Genomic DNA, 20,423 nt, shown 5'->3' with positions numbered 1-20,423 from the left:
CACATTGATCTGCGCTTAATTACATAATTGCGTTAATATTTTATTTTTCAAGACCGCAAAAGAAAAATATATGAGCTATTTATTGGCACTCGATCAAGGAACGACTTCAAGTCGTGCGATCATTTTTAACGAACATGGACAAGTTCAAGCTACAGCTCAACGGGAAACCCATATTCAAACCCCACATTCGGGTTGGGTGGAGCAAGATGCTCAGGAAATTTGGAGTACCCAAATTGCCGTCGTACAACAAGCGCTCGCCTCTGCTCGCATCCTCGCCAAAGACATCAAAGCCATTGGCCTGACCAATCAACGTGAGACCACTGTGGTTTGGGATAAACGCACAGGTCAACCACTTGCTCCTGCAATTGTTTGGCAAGACCGCCGTGCAACCGAGTGGTGTGGGCAACTAACTCAACAAAACCTCAATGACCTCATTCACAAAAAGACCGGTTTACGTATCGACCCCTATTTTAGTGCTGGGAAATTGGTCTGGTTATTAGAACACACCCAAGGTCTACGTGAACTCGCAGAGCAAGGTCATGTGGCTTTCGGCACGATTGACAGTTGGTTGGTGTGGAACCTGACACAAGGTGCAGAGCATGTGATTGAAGCAAGCAATGCCTCACGAACCATGCTAATGAACTTGCAGCAACAAGCTTGGGATGAAGAACTCTTAGAATTATTTGATATTCCCCTTTCGGTCCTTCCTAAAATCATCAGTTCAGATGAATATATTGCAGATACCGCTACAGGTTTACTTGGCGCAAACATTCCCATTACCGGCATTTTAGGTGATCAACAATCTGCGCTATTTGGTCAATCTTGTTTTGAAGCCGGTACAGCCAAAAATACCTACGGTACAGGCTGTTTCATGTTGTTTAATACCGGCACTGAAGTTCAATATAGTCAAAATAAACTACTCTCGACATTGGCGTGGAAAGCACAAAACCAAACCCATTATGCACTCGAAGGCAGTGTCTTTATGGCGGGTGCCATTGTGCAATGGCTAAGAGACGGTTTAGGGATTATTCAAAAAAGCAGTGATGTTGAAAAACTCGCGTGCCAAGTGGAGCATACCGATGGCGTGGTTTTGGTTCCTGCCTTTACTGGGCTAGGCGCTCCGCATTGGGATAGTGATGCCCGTGCCCTCCTCTGTGGAATGTCACGTGGTACAAATAAATCCCACATAGCTCGTGCCGCCTTAGAGGCCATTGCCTTTCAAGTGTCGGATGTATTGACCGCCATGCAGTCAGACCTGTCTAGTCCACTTAAAGAACTCCGAGTCGATGGCGGTGCCAGTAGCAATGATATGCTGATGCAATTTCAGGCCGATATTTTAAATGTGCCTGTACTGCGTCCTAAACTTTTAGAATCAACAGCATGGGGCGCTGCCGCAATGGCTGGACTCAAAGCGGGTGTGTTTTCAAATCTTGATGAAATTGCCGCATCATGGCAATTAGAACGTGCTTTTGAACCAAAAATGAATGCTGATCAACGTGAATTTCATTTGGCTCAGTGGCAGTCTGCACTCAAACGGGCGCGCTCGGACCTTTAATTTTTTTCAATCAACACCGTATGCAATAAAAAAAACCGCTCATTTGAGCGGTTTTTTTATACTTGATAATATTTAATGTGCATGACCACCACCCACACCTGCTTTAGGTCGTGGACAGAGCCAAATGATCAGTGCAGCGAATATAAAGACACCTGCCAAGACTAAGAACACATGATTGGCTGAAAGCGTTAAGGCTTCTTTATCCACCAAACTGGAGATATATCCCAAAGCAGCTTCTGAACTCATTCCATGATTCACCAAGGTATTTTGTACCTCAGTAACATGTAAATTACTGACCATTTCACTGCGTGCGACTTTGGTGTGATCATCCCAAATGGTTACTGCAATCGACGCTCCAATTGCCCCTGCCATGGTTCTTAAGAAGTTCATCAATCCTGCTGCAGATGCCATGTCTTGTGGCAGTACCGATGCCAAGGCCATATTGGACAAAGGAATAAAGAAAAATGGAACGGCAAAACCTTGTAATATTTGCGGTAAAGCCAAAGCCATAAAGTCTGCATCCGTGGTCCAAAAGGCGCGCATAAGAGTTACACCGCCCAAGATACTTAAACCAAAACTCGCTAAAGCACGTTGATCGTATTTGGTTGCAAGCTTCGCAACAATTGGCGACATGGTCAGACTACCGACGCCCATCGTTGCAGTGAGATAGCCTGCCCACGTTGCGGTATAGCCCAAGTTGATCTGTAACCACTGCGGAATCAGGACAATACTCCCGAAGAAGGCACCAAAACCAAAGGCCAAAGCCAAGACCGAAATGGTAAAGCTTCGGTACTTAAACAGCAGTATATTCACCACAGGATGCCGCTCAGTCAGCTCCCAAATCGTAAAAACGATCAACCCGACAAATGCCGTCAGTGCCAGTACCACGATAAATGGATGATTAAACCAATCTCGTTCATGACCCAAGTCCAACATCAATTGCAAGGCACCGATCCACAACACCAACAGCAGTAAACCACCGCGGTCAATTTTCAATTTCTGTGTTGGAGTTTCAGCCGTTTTCAGTAAGCGCATCGCTGCGATTGCACAACCGATCCCGACAGGAATATTGATAAAGAAAATCCAATGCCAAGATAAATTATCACTGATCGTACCACCCAAAATTGGACCTAAAATGGGGCCAACGACGGTAGTCATTGCCCACATGCCCATGGCTTGGGATTGCTTTTCAGGAGGGAAAATACGCATTAACAACGTTTGGCTCAGTGGCATAATCGGGCCACCAAACAAACCTTGCCCAATTCGGCAAAACACCAACATTTCCAAACTGGTCGATAAACCACACAGTATCGAAAATACAGTAAAGCCAAACAGGCTGATCACAAAAACCCGTACAGAACCAAAGCGCCCAGCGAGCCAACCGGTTAATGGCACACAAATCGCTTCTGCCACAGCATAAGAGGTAATGACCCATGTCCCTTGGGATGCCGATACTGCAAGGCTACCAGTAATATGCGGCACAGATACATTGGCAATGGTCATGTCGAGCACAACCATAAAGTTCGCCAATGCCAAGACCAAGGCAGCGAGAATCAGACGACCACCTTTCAGGTCAGTCATTTGCATTTGCTGATTCATAGGCAATTACTTCGATTTCAGGTCAATCGTCGCTTCCATAGACAGCCCCACACGTAGTGGGTGTTCTGCCAACTCTTTTGGATCTAAACGAATCCTCACAGGTAAACGCTGAACCACTTTAATCCAGTTTCCTGTGGCATTTTGTGCTGGAATCAAGGCAAATGCTGAACCTGTGCCACCAGAAAAACCAGTGACTATGCCATTAAATTTAACTTTGTCACCATACAGATCAGACGTCAGTTCAACTTTTTGACCCGCTTGCACCCCTGCCAATTGACTTTCTTTAAAGTTAGCATCGACATATAACTGAGAGACTGGCACTACCATCATTAATGACGTTCCCGGTGCAATGCGTTGTCCAACTTGAATATTACGACGTGTCACCACACCATCAAAGGGTGCTTTGATTTGTGTACGTTCTAAGTCTAACTGAGCTTGTTGTAGACGTGCTTGTGCAACTAAAACATCTGGGGTTGAGTTTTCATTGCTGTCTTGAATTAATGCATCATTCGCAGCTTTATTACTTTGTGCCGCTTTTTGACTAGATTTGGCTTGAGCAAGTCCTGCTTGAGCCACATCAAAACTAGCTTTAGCTGTATTCACAGCACTTTGCGCTGTGCTTAATTCTTCTTTAGAAATCGCACCCGAAGCAGCCAATTGTTGACGACGTTGTAATTCATCTTGAGCTTTATTCAGATCGGCTTGTGCCTTGGCGACTTGTGCGCTTGCACTATGAATTGCATCATCACTGACAAAAATTTGTGAGTTTAAAGAGCTGCTATTCGCCGCAGTTTGTTTGTATTGGCGTTTTGCTTTAAGTAATTCAGCCTGTGCCTGAGCTAAGGCAATTTCAGCATCGCGCGCATCAATGCGAACAAGCACATCGCCTTTTTTCACTTGCTGCGTATCACTCACCAAAACATCTGCCACTTGCCCCGTGACCATCGAGGTAATCGACGCTGTTTCTGCACCAACATAGGCATTATCGGTACTGACGGAATGATTTAGAAATATTGACCAAATCAAATACATCACCAAAGCAATCACGATCAATACAGCCACTATACCAAGGCCTTTTTTTCTGCGTGCTTTTAATTCCTGATCGGTGGGCTGCTCTGTAGATGGGGTTTCTGGCAGGTTACTAACGGTATCTGTCATAGATTTGTCCTAAATCTAGCAGACTTGGTCATGGCATCATGAGCTTTGCAAAGCATGTCAACTTTGCTGTCAGATAATGGTGTCGTGAGAAAGTCTATCTTCTTCAATTTTCCGGCATTTTAAAGCTAAAAAATCATATCCTGAGAATAGAAAATGTAACTCGTCAGTCTTTTTTTCGTCGGCAACAGGATAAAATCATGCCCTACTGCCAATACTGGACTTTATTTTTTCATCATTTTGAATGTGTTAACTTAAAAATGGCTTAATAAGCATACGATGCAATCGCCGTTGCAATCACTTTACCTTCATCATTGACCATAGTCATACGCATAGTGCAACCCTTACGGCCTAAACGTAAGGTTTCAGCTCGTGCAAGGAAATACTGTCCACGTCCTGGCGCCAAATAATCCACACGCATATCGACGGTCGCTAAGCGAGATACCTTTTTACTCGTTTCTGCTAGATCTTCAGCTGTGGCCTTTTTATACAATTCTGCCATTGCAGAGATACCACCGATACTGTCGAGTAAAGTTGCCGCAACACCACCATGTAAAATTTGGAATGCGACATTTCCTATTAGATTACTGGCCATGTCCACACGTGCTTCGATCTGACCATCGATCACCGTCATTTTCATTGCATTGTGTACAAAAAATGGGGAGCTGTTAAATGCTTGAGCAATGTTATTTAATAAAGTATCGATTTCAATCTTCGAGTTTAGGTCAATATTACCGGTCCAACTCTTATTTACATCTGTCATAGCCTACTCGAATCGCTGTCATTGAATAAAAAAATAATACGGGGTGCGCCAAACCCTCATTATGCGTCTACAATAGTCAAAGTTTAATACTGATCAATGAGATTGTTATGACCTATACGTTCAATCGTCCAGCTTTTCCTGCTACCCGCATGCGTCGCATTCGTAAAAATGACCAGCTTCGTGCCATGGTGCGTGAAACTCAACTGACGACTGATCATCTCATTTATCCAGTATTTGTGTTGCCAGGCCAGCAACAAACTCAAGACATTCCAAGCATGCCAAACGTACAGCGTCTATCTGCTGACTTGTTACTAAGAAAGGCAGAACGTTTACTCGAATTGGGTGTTTCAAAATTAGCTTTGTTCCCAGTTACCCCACAGGAAGATAAAAGCTTAACGGCTGAAGCAGCTTGGCATGAAGATGGCTTAGTCCAAAGCACCATCCGCTTATTAAAAAAAGAACTACCAGAAATGGTTCTCATCACTGATGGTGCTCTCGACCCATACACCACACATGGTCAAGACGGTATCATTGATGATACCGGCTATGTACTGAATGATGAAACCGTTGAATGCTTAATTAAACAAGCGCTCAGCCATGCCGAAGCGGGTGCAGATGTGGTTGCACCAAGTGACATGATGGATGGTCGTATCGGTGCAATTCGCCAAGCCCTTGAAGCCAATGGCCATATCTATACCAACATCATGGCTTATTCTGCAAAATATGCGTCTAGCTTTTACGGGCCATTCCGTGATGCGGTAGGTTCTTCAAGCAACCTCAAAGGTGGCAATAAATATAACTATCAAATGGACATCGGTAACCGTGCAGAAGCTTTACATGAAATCGCACTGGATATCCAAGAAGGCGCCGACATGGTGATTGTAAAACCGGGTATGCCGTATTTAGATATCGTCCGTGAAGTCAAAGATAATTTCGGTGTTCCAACCTTTGTCTATCAAGTGAGTGGCGAATACGCCATGTTGGCAGGTGCCATTCAAAATGGTTGGCTGTCTGAAAACGTGATTATCGAATCGCTTATGAGCTGCCGCCGTGCAGGTGCAGATGGGATCTGGACTTACTTTGCTGAAGATGCAGCACTCATGCTGAAAGACATGAAATAATTCGCAAAGCCTTCCTGTAATGGTGACATCCAGGAAGGCTTTTTTTATATCTGTAAAATTTAAAAAACAGTCTTGGAAGAAAAACTTCGGCGTTGCTGAAGTTAAGATCAAACTCATACATTCATCGGTTAAAAGAACATGAATATTGCCATTATTGGGGCGGGTATTAGTGGTTTACTCAGCGCATTAGAACTGGTTGAACGCGGTTGTACGGTGACGATTTTCGACCAACAACGCACAGGTTCTGCTGCATCATGGGCCGGTGGTGGCATCCTCTCCCCGATGTATCCTTGGCGATATCCCAATGAAGTCAATGCGCTCGCACGTTATGGCAAGCAGAGCTACCAAAAATGGAATGAAAAATTAAAACCTATGACTGGGATTGATTTTGAAATTCATGAAACTGGCATGTTGATTTTTGATGAAGATGATTTTGAAATCGGCTTAGATTATGCCCGTTTGCACCAAGACCCAATGCAACAGGCGGAATATTTACAATCCGAGCAAATTGAGCAGATTAATCCTCACATTTCAGCACGCTTTGCACATGGCATTTATTTTTCGCAATTAGCCAACATCCGTAATCCGCGACTTTTGCAGTCATTAACGGCTTATTTACAGCAGCATCCTAAAGTTCAGATTTATGAACATTGCCCGATCCACCAATTAAACCGTTCGGACAATCGTATCCAGTCCATCACCACCGCAGATGGTACACAACATACAGCTGATCAATTCGTTATTGCCACGGGCGCTTGGTCAGCCGCATGGAGTGAACAACTAGACATTGAGATACCCGTACAACCCGTACAAGGACAAATGCTTCTCTTTAAAACTCCGCAGAACTGGTTGCCGACCATGTGCATGAATAAGGTCATGTACTTAATTCCACGCCAAGACGGTCATGTGGTTTGCGGCTCAAGTATGCGCCAATGTGGCTTTGATACTCAGACAACAAATACAACCTTGCAGCATATTCAAAAATCCTGCTTTGACATGGTACCAGAGCTTGCCAACTTTCCGATTGTGAAATCTTGGGCTGGCCTGCGCCCATCTTCGCCTGAAGGGATTCCATATATTGGGCAGATGCCAAATTTCGACAATCTTTGGGCAAATTTTGGGCATTTTAGAAATGGTTTATGCATGGGACCAGCTTCAGCTCAGTTATTGGCTGAACTGATGACTGGGGAAACGCCTTCATTCAATGCGGACCACTATAGTCCGAGTCGCCTGTTTCAAGATGCATTGTTAAGCGTCGAATAATGGTCAATCCGTCAAATTCAACTAAGCCAATAAATCCTGCAAGGCTTCTTTTAACGTCGGAAATTTAAACTCAAAGCCTTGCTGTAATAATGCGGCTGGCTGAACCAATTGACCATTTAAAATTAATTGCGATTGCTCACCCAATAAAATTTTAAAGATAGTTGCAGGCACATTGAGCCACGGCTTTTTGGCTAATTGACGTGCTGCAATCTGCGCAAACTGAGCCTGCGTCGTTTTTTCAGGCGCAACCAAATTGAAAATATGCGGATCGATTGGCGTGGGTTCAAGCAATGCATGTTTTTTCTCTGCTTGTTTCATTAAAAACAGCATACTTCGGATCACATCTTGTATATGTATCCACACAAAAGGCTGCCGACCGGAACCTATTTTGTTGACCAAATTGAGCTGAATCGGTCGCAGCATTTGCGGTAAGATTCCGCCACCTTCAGCCAAGACCACACCTAGTCGTGTGATAATGGTATTTTGTTCAGGAAATTGGCGTGTGACTTGCTCCCAACTTTGGCATAGCTCTGACATAAAAATGGCTTGTGGTGCAGCATTTTCATCGCACACTTTTGTCCATTGTTCTTCAATATCAATACCATAATAGCCAACAGCCGAACCTGAAATAATGCATTTCGGAAAAATTTTACGTTTACGTAAATATTGATACAGCGCTTCTGTGGTTTTGACCCGACTTTCTAATAATTGCTGTTTACGCGTCTCTGTCCAGCGACCTTTGCCGATACTTTCACCTGCAAGATTAATCACATAATCAATTCTGTCATGAGGAATTTGATCGAGCTGCTGTACCCAAGTTAAATGTGGTGATTTAGAAATACGCCCAGCCTTACGACTGAGCCCAATCACTTTATAATCCGCAGCTAAAAGTGCCTTGATGAGATGTGTGCCAATAAAACCGCTGCCACCCGTCAGCAGTACTGTGGGCTGATGCATAATTTGTTCTTATCTATATGAAATAATACTATTATCTATAAAACAAGATCACCAGATGATCAAGCTTTATGCGCCAAACTTTTGAGAAGCCATCCGCTGTGCTTGCGGACCATAAAACCAATAGGTGATTAAATACAAAGGGATAGCCATCAGTAATAACATGATCACCATTAAACTCATAAACTGAGGATGTTGAACATAGAGCATTAAATTTTGCCAAATTTCAGGATCTTTTCTTGAAAAAATTGCGATACCCAAAAGTACAAAACCAAAATTATATAACCAAAAAATCAGGCTAAAACCTAGGGTAAATTTTTTACGTTCTGCCTGTGTCGGTGCTCTCTGATTTTTATTTAAAAACCGAAATAACACCACGATCATGGCAATCAGATAGGGTACGACCGTTAAAATACCACCCACACCCTGTGGCAATAATGCTGCGATCACACCGCAAATACAGGTCATGATTAAACAAATGAAAAAAAACAAGAAAAAATAACGTGTTAAAGACACCATGACCCTAACCCAAGAAGAAGTTGACACCTAGTATAAAAAAAAATGCATTTTTTTTCATTTTCATGTCAACCAATCTGTAATCAGCTACGTTATATAGGGTACAAGGTCTGTAGCAACCGATGATTTGGACGGCATCCACAATGTTTCGGTGACCTTTTTAAAAGCAATAAGTTTCATTTTGAATTTAAGTATGAACAGCAGCCATCACTTAAATTTAAAATCGATTTTTTGACCGACGATTTCATCATCACTCGAATCGTCGGTCTTTTATTTTGTGCCTTATGTATTCAGCATTTAATTTTTATATTCTACACCAAAAAAAATCAGCCGATAAAATATCGACTGACTAAAAACTTGCTGCAACTTTAAAATAAGTCACAACAGCAAAGCCATGTTATGCAGCACAATAGCGATTACGCCCCTGTCTTTTCGCTACATAGAGGTTTTTATCGACCTGATCCAAAAATTGCATTCGATTATCTAGATCTGATGGAATAATGGTTTTTACCCCCATGCTGAGTGTGACGAGTTCAGACACCGCTGAAGCTTTATGCGGTAATCGTGCAGCACGCACGGCCTCCATAATTCTATCGGCCATCACTGCTGCTGCTGCCTCATTGGTTTCTGGTAAAATCCAAGCAAATTCCTCACCACCAAAACGCGCGACTAAATCACGAGGTCGTGTACAACAAGATTCCAAACTTTTCGCAATTTGACGCAGACATGTATCCCCAATCACATGACCATTCAAGTCGTTGTATTGTTTAAAATAATCCAAATCGATCAGAATTAAACTCAGTGGCTTTTGTGTGCGTATCGCGTTCAACCATTCGCGTTGATAAAAGTCATCAAACAAACGTCGATTGGCAATACCGGTTAAGCCATCTTTATATGAATATTCTTCGAGCTGACGTTGCAATTTTTGTAACTGTTCTTCTTGTTTTTTACGTTCGGAAATATCAAACATAAATCCTACGAGGCAATCTACATCACCATTTGGTTTACGCACGACATGCACAACATCACGTATCCAAAGATATGAACCATCCTCTTTAAGTGCGCGATAATCTGCCTCATGATCTATACCAGCCATCGACTGCGAAACACAATAATTCAGCACAAAATCACGGTCTTCCTCATGCATACGTGATGCCCAGTCCTGAACGGTGCGCCAAGTATTTTGCTTCCAACCGAGCAACTTTTCAATTTGCGGTCCAATATAGCTGAATGTTTTACTGTCCCAATCAATACACCAAGGAATGGCTAATGTAGACTCTAATAAAGTCTTATACACCATACTATTTGCAAGTTTTTCTTCATCAAAAGGATTATTTGGCATGTTGCATCTCCTGCTACCCCAAATGCAGGTAATACACCTGCTGTACAACAATTGATCTATATACAGGATTAGAACAACATTTTATATTCCTAGTTCTTGGTATTTTTTAGCCTAATTTCAAATCTCTGCTATTTGAAATGTGCAATCCATCAAACAAAGAGTAATAACAATGAACCAGCTCTGCTATTTTGAAATTCAAAGCTCCGATCCAAAGCGTGAAGTGGCCTTTTATTCTGCGGTTTTCGGTTGGTCATTTATCCCAGTTGAAGGGCTACCGATTCAATACTTCCGTATTGAAACTCAAGGCATTCATGGTGGCCTCTTAGAGCGCCCTGCTCAGACTCCACCAACGCACTGCGGCACCAATGCATTTACCTGTAGTTTTGAAGTTGAAGATTTCGACCATATCGCTGAGAAAATTTTGGCGCAGGGTGGTCAAATTGCCATGGAAAAATTTGCGATTCCTGGTCAATGTTGGCAAGGCTATTTCTTAGACCCAGACCACAATACCTTTGGCCTCGTACAAGTCGATCCAAATGCACAGTAACAGCTTAGATTGATGACCTTGTAACTGTCGAGAACGACTTAGTTTGACGTATGAATGATTAATCACCCTCGAAAATGTGAACATCTGTGATACTTTAGACCCCAATCAATTTTTTTGATTTTTGGGGGCTTGCATGACTGTTCGTTTTTTTCATACTTCTGATTGGCATTTAGGACAATTCTTCTATAACCACTCACGTGACTACGAACACGAACAGTTTCTTCATTGGTTACTCGAACAAATAGAACAAAAGCAGCCGCATGCCCTGCTGATAGCTGGCGATATTTTTGATGTCATCAACCCAGCTTCCAAAGCGCAAAAACAGCTCTATCAATTTTTAGCCGATGCGCATGTGCGTGCCCCGCACATGCAAACCCTGATGATCGCAGGCAATCATGACTCAGGTTACCGTATTGAACAAGTTGAGCCATTATTAGAAAAATACCATGCCAAAGCTGTTGGCGTGGTCCATAAAAATACTGAAGGTCAGCTCGATTTAGACCGATTACTCGTGCCTATTTATGATGAACACAAAAATATTGTGGCATGGTGTCTAACCTTACCTTTTTTACGGGCTGCCGAGATCACCGGATTCAATGATCAAACCACCAATAGCCAAAACGCTATTACCTATGTGCATCAGCAATTAATTGCGGAAGCCAAAGCACGTAAAACTTCAGATCAAGCCTTAATTTTAATGTCACATGCCCACATGCAAGGCGGTGAAACGTCGGACTCAGAGCGCCCGATTATTATTGGCAATGAAGAAGCGCTTTCGACTGCCCTATTTGATGATGTAATTGACTATGTCGCACTTGGGCATTTGCATAAACCGCAAAAAGTTGGACAAGCCCATATCCGTTATAGCGGCTCACCGATTCCCCTGTCATTTAGTGAAATTAATTATAAGCACCAAGTGCTTGAGATCAGTATTGATCCAACTCAAACAGATGAATCACGCTTTCAAATGGGGTCCTTAGCAATTCCGCGCAGTGTGCAATTGCATCGCATCAAAGGCACAATTCCAGAAGTTTTGGCACAATTATCTGCTTTGGCGAGCGGTGAAATTGAAGATATTGATCAGCGTGAATATGTCGAAATTGAATACCATACCGACACCCCGCCTGCACCTAATTTAAGACAGCAGTTTGAAGAGGCTTTAGCGCCGAACCGTTATCGGTTGGTGCGCATCAGCCGCCGTTATTTAAACTCAGATCAAAATAATCAGCAACAAGCCGCAATCAACCTTGATCCACCTACGCCTGAAAAATTATTCCAAAACCTTTGGGAAAAACAAGGCTATGGTGCTGATGACACCGTAATGAAAGATTTTTTAAGTTTGGTCGATGAAGCACAAAAATCACTTGAAGATGATGTGAACGCTTAAGGAATTGCCATGAAAATTTTATCTATACGTATTAAAAACTTGGCATCTTTAGCGGGTGAACATTTTATTGATTTTGAATCTGAGCCTTTAGCCAGTGCAGGCTTAGTAGCAATTATTGGCAAAACTGGTGCAGGTAAATCAACCATTTTAGATGCCATGTGTTTGGCGCTGTTTAATCGTGTGCCACGTTTAAAAGACAGCGATGGTAAACTGATCGATATCGATGGTTCAGAGTTGCCAACCAACTCACCGCAAACCGTATTACGCCGTGGCACAGGTCAAGGCTTTGCCGAGCTCAGCTTTGTTGCCCAAGACCAAAAAGTCTATTCAGCGCGTTGGGAAATTAAACGTGCCCGTGAAAACCCAAATGGCAAATTGCAAAGCGTACAGCGTTCACTGAAATGCTTAACGGATGGCAGTGTCGTTGCAGATAAAACTAAAGCGGTTGAGAGCCAAATTTTACGCATTACTCAACTCAGTTTTGAGCAATTTACTCGTGCTGTTTTACTGGCTCAGTCAGAAGTGACCGCTTTTTTAAAAGCGCGTGATAATGAACGTGGCGAGCTATTGGAATATCTGACCAATTCCAGTATTTTCGGAAAAATTGGTCAATTGGCCTTTGAAAAAACTAAACAAATTGCCAATCAGCGTAAAGAGCTGGAAAATGTTTTAGGACATATTGAAATATTGTCTGATGAAGATCTAATAACAACCACGAATCAATTCAATACGGTTTCTACAGAATATAAAAAGCTGGAAATAGAAAAATCAGCGTTCGAAAAAAATCAACAGTGGTATGAACAAAAGCAAAAATACGAAACTGATGTGCAAGCACGTCAGCAACAACTACAAAATCAGCAACAACAACTTGATGCACTTGCGCCTGAAAAGCTACAACTGCAACAACTTGAACGCTTTTCATCTATACGCCCAAGTGTAATTCAACAAAAAAATATCAAGCTTGAAATTGCACAATTACAGCCGCAATTGACACATGCACAACAGCATTTTTCAGAGATTGAACAACAATTCAATGCTGAAAAAACCATCTTTGAAAAAATAGATACAGAACAAAAACAACAGCATCAATTTGAGATTCAACATCAAGACAAAATTAAACTGGTGCGTGACCGGATTGCTGAACGTCTTGTATTGGTAGATCAATTACGCAAAGCGCAAGGTGATTTTAAAGAGATTGAAAACCAACTTGTTCCGCATATCAACAATGAAAAACAGATGAAGGAACAGCTTGAGCAACTGCAAACCAATATTGCTCAACACACGGCACAGCTAGAAAGTTCAAATCACTTTGCCTCACTCGATGATGCACTTTCAGCGCATATCACACAGACTCAACGATTTATTCAAAGTTATGCACAATTTGAAAAAAATTATGGCAATGTGCAACAAGCCAATACACAATTACAGACACAACAAAAACAACTTGAAAAATTAACGCAAACATTTGGGCAAGAAGATGCGCTCAATCAGAAAATTTCATCACTACGTTACGAACGTGACCAGCTTTTACAAAAATTAAATCAGCTCAATGTTGTTCAGCAACAATGGCAAAGCTTCCAAAATATTGATGCTGAAAACAACAATCTCATGACGGTGAAACGTACACTAGCTCAGCAAATTAAACAAAGTCATACGCAGCTAAAAACGGCCGAACTTACCTATCAAACGCAGAAAAATGAGCGTGAAAAACTGCAACACATGTTGCAACAACAGCGCTTACTGAATACGGAAAATATTGAAAAATTGCGTGCAGATTTGGTCGATGGCGAAGCGTGTTTAGTCTGTGGAAGTACCCATCATCCTTATTCAGAAAAAGAAGCTTTTTCTGATGAATTACTGAAACTACAAACGCAACAAGAACAACAAGCACTTGCATTGGAAAAAGTGGCTTTCGAAGCTTGGCAAAAATTACAAACCACCTCCACTCAGCAAACCGCGTTAATGGATGCCAATGCGCAACAGCTAGCGACCTTAAAAATACAACTTGATCAGGCAAAAAATGCGCTTCAACAACAATTAAATATTCTAAATATTTCTTTTGATTTTTCACATCAGCATGAAGCCTTGGCGCAACTGATTCAGACAAGAATCAATGAATCACAACAAGCGCAAAAACAAACTGAAGATGCCTTAATTTCACATGAAAATGCTCAAAAACAAAGTCATGCACTCATAACTTCAATTCAACAAACCACACAGCACTTATCCAGTGTGCAACAAGCTGAAATCAATATTCAGCATATTCTCATTGTGTTGAATGACGTAGAAAAAAAATTATGGGAACAGTCGACTTTAAGCGCGGCTGAACAGATTTATCACACACTACAACAACGTCAAAATTACTTAAAGCAACGCCACGAGTTAAATACTCAATATAATCAAACTTCACAACAGCTTGAGCACTATCAGCAACAAATTAAATTTAGTCAGGAAAAAATTCAAACGGCTCAAAATCTAATTGAAAATTTAACAATTGAGGGCAAAAAAAATAGTGATATTGCGATTCAAACTATTTTTGAGATGACCCAAACACAAGTTGAAAAACCACATGATTGGTTAAATGATTTTGACCAAAACAGACAACTGTTACAGACGAGATTCAATCAGGCTCGTCAAACATTCGATCAAGTACGTCAAGCCTTTGAAACCAGTCAAAGTCGCTTAAAAGAATACCTCACCCAGCAAACACAATTAGTCACTCAAATGAGGCATGTTGAAAATACGCTTCAACAATGGATGAGCCAAAATTCAGAATTTAGTGAAACGCTGTTAGCGCAACTTAGTGCAATTTCATATGAACAAGAACAGCAGCTTAAACAGCGTGTTTTAAATGCAGAACGTGCCTATTCAGATGCTCAAGCAGGTATTCAGGCTATTCAAGAAACGTTGAAACAGCATTTAAAAACACAGCCTGAAATACAAATTTTACAAATCGAGCGTGTCATTGCACTAAATCTTAAAGCCCTTGCAGAACAGCAAGAACTTAGAGATCAACTTAAAAGTAAGTTAGATGTTCATTTTTCTAACCTCAGCAAACAAAAACAATTTACCGATCAGATTCAACAGATCCAATCTGAGGAACATCGTTGGAATAAGATTTCGAGCTTAATGGGCGATGCAACGGGCAAGAAATTCCGTGATTTGGCACAGCAATATAACCTCGATATTTTAATTGAATATGCCAATCAGCAATTGGCGATGCTTTCACAGCGCTATACCTTAAAGCGCCTTGAAAACTCATTAAGCCTAGCCATTGTCGATCATGATATGGATGGTGAAACCCGCTCGGTCTCTTCGCTTTCAGGCGGTGAGTCTTTCTTAACCGCGCTCGCTTTATCCTTAGCCATTGCGAGCATGGCATCAGGTACAACAAAAATTGAAAGCCTATTTATTGACGAAGGATTTGGTACGCTAGACGCTTCAAGTCTGCACATGGTGATGAATGCTCTGGATCAGCTACAAAACCAAGGGCGTAAAGTCGTGCTAATTTCTCACATTCAAGAAATGCACGAACGAATCCCTGTGCAAATTCAAGTCAATCCTGTCGGAGCAGGTGCAAGCACCATCCAAATCGTATCTTAAAAAAAGCCTGCTTAAAGCAGGCTTTATAATTTTTGATTCTCTAGATCATTACGTCCCGAGTGGACGTAGCGTTAAAATCTGTTCACTACGCCCAAATGGGCCATGGACATCATGCAATACAGAACTACTCAAACCAACACCATCCGCTCCATACTGCTGCACGGTTTCCAGACCTAACCACTGTCCCTGTGGTAAACGGTGCAAATGGATTTGTAGATCCAGATTTGGAAAGCCCCAGCCAAATGGCCAATCCTGACGCGGAACAATACCATTGGCGGTATCAACCATGCCCATTAAACGGACAAAATCAGCAGTCGGCTCACCTTCAACCATGTCATGCTGTGTTCTCAGCCACACAATGCCTTGACCTGCACGGCGCCCATGGCTTCTTGCTTCAATCGACTGAATATATCCCCCCGGCCACTGACGGATACCGTCCCAAATCGGCGCAGTTTCTGGCCCAGTCACATCAGCATCCTCCAAACCTTTCACGGACTGGCTATTTTGCGTCATCATGCGCCAAGTGCGTGCCACAATGCAGGTTTTGCCCTGAGCCCGCATTTCAGATTCAATCAGTTCAATGGTTTTTCCCGGACGAATCACTTGCGTGATTATTTCAAACTCGCCAGCAGGAATTAAGCCCAAAATATCGAGGCTAATGCGCCCGATACGCATATCATGACGTGGTGAAAAACGGTCTAATTCAGCACAAATAATGCCTGTAGCTGGTGCCATGTGTTGCTCATGTGCATTCCATGCACCTTGTGCTAAATCGGTCGAACGGTAATGTGCCGTGACACAGCCTTGCGCATCTACGTCGCGTTGAATCAACTGATAATATGCCGTCATGAACTTCCCTATTTGTCCAAGTGTGAATTACTTCAATATCAAAAACATCCTGATTATTTTGTACTCAACTTTAATGGAAAGTTCAAATTAAAAGGCTCACTTTGAACCCATAGGTTTCATCTATTGTGAAAATTTATCTGCTGTGCTTACACTTTATAAGCCTAGTTTTTGAAAGCAGGCTGAATCTTCTGTCCTATTTTGAATAATCACGTGCGCCAAACAATGCTGTCCCCACGCGAACCATCGTTGAACCCGCAGCAATCGCATCAGTCATATCGCCTGACATCCCCATACTTAATGTATCCCAATCTTCAGGTTTCGCATGCTGTGCTTTGACGTGTTCAAAGAGCATTTTGGCATCAGCAAACGCTTGCGGATTGTTTGGAGCAGGAATTACCATTAGTCCACGTAAGCGTAAATTCGGTAGCGTAGAAATCTGTGCGACCAAATCTGCTACTTCATTCGGCTGACAGCCATCCTTCGTATCTTGCGCATCAATATTGACTTGTAGGCAAATATTCAAAGGCGCTTGAGTCGCTTCTCGCTGGCTTGATAAACGCTCCGCAATAATCAAACGGTCTACCCCATGCACCCAAGCAAAGTTTGAAGCCAAATGTTTGGTTTTATTGCGCTGTACATGACCAATAAAATGCCAATCAATCTCTAAATCTGCCAAAGCCTCAATTTTTTCAAGCGCTTCTTGCAGATAATTTTCACCAAATGAGCGTTGCCCCGTTGTATACATTTCTCTTAGCATTTCAGCAGGATGCGTCTTAGATACAGCCAACAATTCAACCGACTGCTGTGGTCGACCCGCAAGTTGGCAAGCCTGCTCAATTTGCTGCAAGACTTGATTTCGTGCTTCTTGAAGTTTATTCATTGACGGGGTTCTCATTTCATTCATCTTTTTTTGCATTGCCCTGCAACTAAGTGTTGGTTAAGCTGTGGGAAAGCCTTATTATTCTATCAAAATAATTAAGATTTAATTTTTATCTCGGGGATTTTATGGACATTACAGAACTATTGGCCTTTGCTGCCAAAAATAACGCTTCGGATTTACATTTATCTTCTGGTATGCCACCAATGATTCGTGTGGATGGTGAAGTTCGTCGTATCAACCTACCTGCTCTTGAACATAAAGAAGTACACAAATTGGTTTACGACATCATGAACGATAAACAGCGTCGTGATTACGAAGAAAAATTAGAAACTGACTTTTCATTTGAAGTCCCTGGTGTGGCACGTTTCCGTGTGAACGCATTTAACCAAAACCGTGGTGCTGGTGCCGTTTTCCGTACCATTCCTTCAAAAGTATTAACCATTGAAGATCTTGGCATGGGCCAAATCTTTAAAGATATTTGTGAATATCCACGTGGCATCGTACTGGTGACCGGTCCAACGGGTTCGGGTAAATCAACCACGCTTGCTGCGATGGTCGATTACATTAACGACAACCGATATGACCATATTCTAACGGTCGAAGACCCGATAGAATTTGTACACGAATCTAAAAAATGTTTGGTCAACCAACGTGAAGTACACCGTGATACCCACGGCTTTAACGAAGCACTTCGTTCCGCACTGCGTGAAGACCCGGATATTATCTTAGTCGGTGAGATGCGTGACCTTGAAACCATTCGTTTGGCACTGACAGCCGCTGAAACAGGTCACTTGGTCTTCGGTACTCTACATACCACCTCTGCGGCAAAAACCATTGACCGTGTGATTGACGTATTCCCTGCTGAAGAAAAAGACATGGTTCGTGCCATGTTATCTGAATCACTTCAAGCCGTAATTTCACAAACCCTACTCAAGAAAAATGGCGGTGGTCGTGTAGCTGCGCATGAAATCATGATCGGTATTCCTGCGATCCGTAACTTGATTCGTGAAAACAAAGTCGCGCAAATGTATTCTGCGATTCAAACGGGTGCCAACTACGGTATGACCACACTCGATCAAAGCTTAAAAAACCTTGTCGCAAAAGGCATTATTAGTACGCAAACTGCACGGACTGCAGCGAAACAACCCGAATCTTTCTTGTAATTTTTTTATTTTTCTGGGGCGATCGTTATGGATTTTAACGGCTTACTTGATTATATGGTGGAGAAAAAAGCATCGGATTTGTTTATTACAGCCGATGTTGAACCCTCGATTAAGATCAATGGGCAAATTTTGCCAATTGGCTCGACTAAGTTACCGGGCCCGACTGTCGGTCAAATCTTACATTCGATTATGTCTGACAAACAGCGTAAGGAATTTGCCGATACGCGCGAATGTAACTTTGCCATTAGTAATACCAGTAAATCTGCTCGTTTTCGTGTCAGCGCCTTTCAACAACGTGACCAGCCAGGTATGGTGCTGCGTCGTATCGAAACCGTTATTCCAACGATGGATGAGTTGAAATTACCGCCGATTTTAAAAGAATTAGCGATGACCAAGCGTGGCATTATCATTTTCGTAGGTGCAACGGGTACAGGTAAATCAACCTCTTTGGCATCTTTGATTGGCTATCGTAATGAAAATAGCAAAGGTCATATCATTACAATTGAAGACCCGATTGAATTTGTACACCAACACCGAGGCTGTATCATTACCCAACGTGAAGTGGGTATTGATACCGACTCTTTCGAAGTTGCCTTAAAAAATACGCTACGTCAGGCACCTGACGTGATTCTGATTGGTGAGATTCGTTCACGAGAAACTATGGACTATGCGATTGCCTTTGCTGAAACCGGTCACTTGGTTTTTGCAACACTGCATGCCAACAACGCCAACCAGGCCATCGATCGTATCATTCACTTCTTTGAAGCAGATCGTCATAGTCAGCTATTCATGGACTTGTCTTTGAACTTAAAAGCAATGGTTGCGCAGCAGTTGATTCCAACCATTGATGGTAATTCACGTCGTGCTGCCATTGAGATTTTGATCAACTCACCTTTAATTTCAGACTTAATCCGTAAGGGTGAAGTGCATGAAATTAAAGACCTGATGAAGCGTTCTCGTGAACTAGGTATGCAAACCTTTGACCAAGCCTTATATGACCTTTATAAAGCCAAGCAAATTAGCTACAAAGATGCGCTCAAACATGCCGATTCACCGAACGACCTGCGTCTACAAATTAAATTGTCTGAAGAAGGCGGTGAGCATTTACTGCGTGCAAATTCAAATATTACCTTTGATGGTCAACATTAATTTTGCTTAAACGCTTTCGGAAATAAAAAACAGACTTCACATGAAGTCTGTTTTTTATTCATTCTCATCCGTATCGGATTATTTTTTACGATATGCTTCTTGGCATTCAGGCGCATCACAATAGCCATAAAGATTTAATGAGTGACCTGTAAGTTGGAAACCAAATTTTTCTGCCACTTGATGTTGCTCATGCTCAATCACATCATTAGTAAATTCCACCACTTTATTGCAGTTTTGACACACAATATGGTCATGGTGATCTTCTTGCATAATCTCAAAAACAGAATGATTGTTTTCAAAATGATGGCGTTGAATAATACCTGCAGCTTCAAACTGTGTTAACACGCGATACACAGTTGCTAAACCCACATCTTCACCCTGTTCAAGTAAAGTCTTATAAATATCTTCTGCGCTTAAGTGATGTTGTCTTGAATTTTCAAGCAATTCCAATATTTTAATTCGTGGAAGTGTAACTTTAAGTCCAGCTTTACGTAAATCTTGATTTGAAATAGGCATGAAAAAAGGTCTCTCAACAAAATTAAAGTTGGAATATGCAACAAAGTTTAGATGCAGTATG

17 protein-coding genes are annotated in these 20,423 nt (G+C 42.1%); 8 read left to right on the top strand and 9 right to left on the bottom strand.

What is annotated here, in order from left to right:
- The first annotated feature begins 70 nt into the window (after positions 1-70).
- Complete coding sequence (glpK, locus tag FTV38_RS09045; RefSeq protein WP_180022282.1) at positions 71-1,555, top strand: glycerol kinase GlpK; 1,485 nt, start codon at positions 71-73, stop codon at positions 1,553-1,555.
- Positions 1,556-1,627: 72 nt separating this feature from the next.
- On the opposite strand, the gene FTV38_RS09040 is transcribed toward glpK, so the two are convergent.
- From FTV38_RS09040 to FTV38_RS09030, 3 genes are all read right to left on the bottom strand, one after another.
- Positions 1,628-3,154 (bottom strand): DHA2 family efflux MFS transporter permease subunit, encoded by a 1,527-nt coding sequence (locus FTV38_RS09040; RefSeq protein WP_180008247.1) that lies wholly within the window; start codon positions 3,152-3,154, stop codon positions 1,628-1,630.
- Between the two features lie 6 nt (positions 3,155-3,160).
- The gene (locus tag FTV38_RS09035) at positions 3,161-4,312 is read right to left on the bottom strand and encodes an efflux RND transporter periplasmic adaptor subunit (RefSeq protein ID WP_180022281.1); all 1,152 of its coding nucleotides are present in this window, start codon (positions 4,310-4,312) and stop codon (positions 3,161-3,163) included.
- A gap of 262 nt (positions 4,313-4,574) precedes the next feature.
- Positions 4,575-5,072 (bottom strand): thioesterase family protein, encoded by a 498-nt coding sequence (locus tag FTV38_RS09030; RefSeq protein ID WP_180022280.1) that lies wholly within the window; start codon positions 5,070-5,072, stop codon positions 4,575-4,577.
- A gap of 107 nt (positions 5,073-5,179) precedes the next feature.
- Between FTV38_RS09030 and hemB the strand changes: the two genes are divergently transcribed.
- Together hemB and thiO are read left to right on the top strand one after the other, a co-directional pair.
- Entirely contained in the window at positions 5,180-6,193 is a 1,014-nt protein-coding gene (gene hemB / locus FTV38_RS09025) for a porphobilinogen synthase (protein ID WP_111885258.1), read from the top strand.
- Positions 6,194-6,331: 138 nt separating this feature from the next.
- On the top strand, positions 6,332-7,456 hold the full coding sequence (gene thiO / locus FTV38_RS09020; protein ID WP_180022279.1) for a glycine oxidase ThiO: 1,125 nt from the start codon (positions 6,332-6,334) through the stop codon (positions 7,454-7,456).
- 21 nt (positions 7,457-7,477) lie between these two features.
- Here thiO and FTV38_RS09015 read toward each other — a convergent pair whose 3' ends face one another.
- From FTV38_RS09015 to FTV38_RS09005, 3 genes are all read right to left on the bottom strand, one after another.
- Complete coding sequence (locus FTV38_RS09015) at positions 7,478-8,413, bottom strand: TIGR01777 family oxidoreductase (RefSeq protein ID WP_180022278.1); 936 nt, start codon at positions 8,411-8,413, stop codon at positions 7,478-7,480.
- Between the two features lie 66 nt (positions 8,414-8,479).
- Positions 8,480-8,929 (bottom strand): ABZJ_00895 family protein, encoded by a 450-nt coding sequence (locus FTV38_RS09010; RefSeq protein ID WP_168379056.1) that lies wholly within the window; start codon positions 8,927-8,929, stop codon positions 8,480-8,482.
- Positions 8,930-9,323: 394 nt separating this feature from the next.
- Complete coding sequence (locus FTV38_RS09005) at positions 9,324-10,268, bottom strand: GGDEF domain-containing protein (protein ID WP_180004261.1); 945 nt, start codon at positions 10,266-10,268, stop codon at positions 9,324-9,326.
- 169 nt (positions 10,269-10,437) lie between these two features.
- Between FTV38_RS09005 and FTV38_RS09000 the strand changes: the two genes are divergently transcribed.
- From FTV38_RS09000 to FTV38_RS08990, 3 genes are all read left to right on the top strand, one after another.
- On the top strand, positions 10,438-10,815 hold the full coding sequence (locus tag FTV38_RS09000; RefSeq protein ID WP_180008234.1) for a VOC family protein: 378 nt from the start codon (positions 10,438-10,440) through the stop codon (positions 10,813-10,815).
- A 133-nt stretch (positions 10,816-10,948) separates the two neighbouring features.
- Complete coding sequence (locus FTV38_RS08995; RefSeq protein WP_373683580.1) at positions 10,949-12,202, top strand: exonuclease SbcCD subunit D C-terminal domain-containing protein; 1,254 nt, start codon at positions 10,949-10,951, stop codon at positions 12,200-12,202.
- A gap of 9 nt (positions 12,203-12,211) precedes the next feature.
- Positions 12,212-15,805, top strand: coding sequence for an AAA family ATPase (locus FTV38_RS08990; RefSeq protein ID WP_180022277.1), 3,594 nt, complete (start codon positions 12,212-12,214; stop codon positions 15,803-15,805).
- A 48-nt stretch (positions 15,806-15,853) separates the two neighbouring features.
- On the opposite strand, the gene FTV38_RS08985 is transcribed toward FTV38_RS08990, so the two are convergent.
- Together FTV38_RS08985 and FTV38_RS08980 are read right to left on the bottom strand one after the other, a co-directional pair.
- The gene (locus FTV38_RS08985; protein WP_180022276.1) at positions 15,854-16,654 is read right to left on the bottom strand and encodes a thioesterase family protein; all 801 of its coding nucleotides are present in this window, start codon (positions 16,652-16,654) and stop codon (positions 15,854-15,856) included.
- Between the two features lie 193 nt (positions 16,655-16,847).
- Positions 16,848-17,534: a YggS family pyridoxal phosphate-dependent enzyme gene (locus FTV38_RS08980; RefSeq protein WP_180022275.1), complete on the bottom strand. Its 687-nt coding sequence runs from the start codon at positions 17,532-17,534 to the stop codon at positions 16,848-16,850.
- Between the two features lie 125 nt (positions 17,535-17,659).
- Between FTV38_RS08980 and FTV38_RS08975 the strand changes: the two genes are divergently transcribed.
- Complete coding sequence (locus tag FTV38_RS08975; protein WP_078190026.1) at positions 17,660-18,697, top strand: type IV pilus twitching motility protein PilT; 1,038 nt, start codon at positions 17,660-17,662, stop codon at positions 18,695-18,697.
- A gap of 27 nt (positions 18,698-18,724) precedes the next feature.
- On the top strand, positions 18,725-19,846 hold the full coding sequence (locus FTV38_RS08970) for a PilT/PilU family type 4a pilus ATPase (protein WP_168379063.1): 1,122 nt from the start codon (positions 18,725-18,727) through the stop codon (positions 19,844-19,846).
- 78 nt (positions 19,847-19,924) lie between these two features.
- Here FTV38_RS08970 and fur read toward each other — a convergent pair whose 3' ends face one another.
- Complete coding sequence (gene fur / locus FTV38_RS08965; protein WP_078193101.1) at positions 19,925-20,362, bottom strand: ferric iron uptake transcriptional regulator; 438 nt, start codon at positions 20,360-20,362, stop codon at positions 19,925-19,927.
- Positions 20,363-20,423: the final 61 nt, after the last annotated feature.

Origin of the sequence: Acinetobacter sp. YH16044, from assembly GCF_013417145.1 — a bacterium.
GTDB classification, from domain to species: domain Bacteria; phylum Pseudomonadota; class Gammaproteobacteria; order Pseudomonadales; family Moraxellaceae; genus Acinetobacter; species Acinetobacter amyesii.
The sequence above is the reverse complement of the archived record's forward strand: the minus strand, read 5'-3'. Positions and strand labels throughout refer to the sequence as shown.

Excerpts from the sequence above, each read along its gene's own strand:
- FTV38_RS08970 (WP_168379063.1), top strand. The coding sequence starts at position 18,725 with ATGGATTTTAACGGCTTACTTGATTATATGGTGGAGAAAAAAGCATCG.
- FTV38_RS09030 (WP_180022280.1), bottom strand. The coding sequence starts at position 5,072 with ATGACAGATGTAAATAAGAGTTGGACCGGTAATATTGACCTAAACTCG.
- FTV38_RS08985 (WP_180022276.1), bottom strand. The coding sequence starts at position 16,654 with ATGACGGCATATTATCAGTTGATTCAACGCGACGTAGATGCGCAAGGC.
- glpK (WP_180022282.1), top strand. The coding sequence starts at position 71 with ATGAGCTATTTATTGGCACTCGATCAAGGAACGACTTCAAGTCGTGCG.
- FTV38_RS09035 (WP_180022281.1), bottom strand. The coding sequence starts at position 4,312 with ATGACAGATACCGTTAGTAACCTGCCAGAAACCCCATCTACAGAGCAG.
- FTV38_RS09010 (WP_168379056.1), bottom strand. The coding sequence starts at position 8,929 with ATGGTGTCTTTAACACGTTATTTTTTCTTGTTTTTTTTCATTTGTTTA.
- FTV38_RS09040 (WP_180008247.1), bottom strand. The coding sequence starts at position 3,154 with ATGAATCAGCAAATGCAAATGACTGACCTGAAAGGTGGTCGTCTGATT.
- thiO (WP_180022279.1), top strand. The coding sequence starts at position 6,332 with ATGAATATTGCCATTATTGGGGCGGGTATTAGTGGTTTACTCAGCGCA.
- FTV38_RS08995 (WP_373683580.1), top strand. The coding sequence starts at position 10,949 with ATGACTGTTCGTTTTTTTCATACTTCTGATTGGCATTTAGGACAATTC.
- fur (WP_078193101.1), bottom strand. The coding sequence starts at position 20,362 with ATGCCTATTTCAAATCAAGATTTACGTAAAGCTGGACTTAAAGTTACA.
- FTV38_RS09005 (WP_180004261.1), bottom strand. The coding sequence starts at position 10,268 with ATGCCAAATAATCCTTTTGATGAAGAAAAACTTGCAAATAGTATGGTG.
- FTV38_RS09015 (WP_180022278.1), bottom strand. The coding sequence starts at position 8,413 with ATGCATCAGCCCACAGTACTGCTGACGGGTGGCAGCGGTTTTATTGGC.
- FTV38_RS09000 (WP_180008234.1), top strand. The coding sequence starts at position 10,438 with ATGAACCAGCTCTGCTATTTTGAAATTCAAAGCTCCGATCCAAAGCGT.
- FTV38_RS08980 (WP_180022275.1), bottom strand. The coding sequence starts at position 17,534 with ATGAATAAACTTCAAGAAGCACGAAATCAAGTCTTGCAGCAAATTGAG.
- FTV38_RS08975 (WP_078190026.1), top strand. The coding sequence starts at position 17,660 with ATGGACATTACAGAACTATTGGCCTTTGCTGCCAAAAATAACGCTTCG.
- FTV38_RS08990 (WP_180022277.1), top strand. The coding sequence starts at position 12,212 with ATGAAAATTTTATCTATACGTATTAAAAACTTGGCATCTTTAGCGGGT.
- hemB (WP_111885258.1), top strand. The coding sequence starts at position 5,180 with ATGACCTATACGTTCAATCGTCCAGCTTTTCCTGCTACCCGCATGCGT.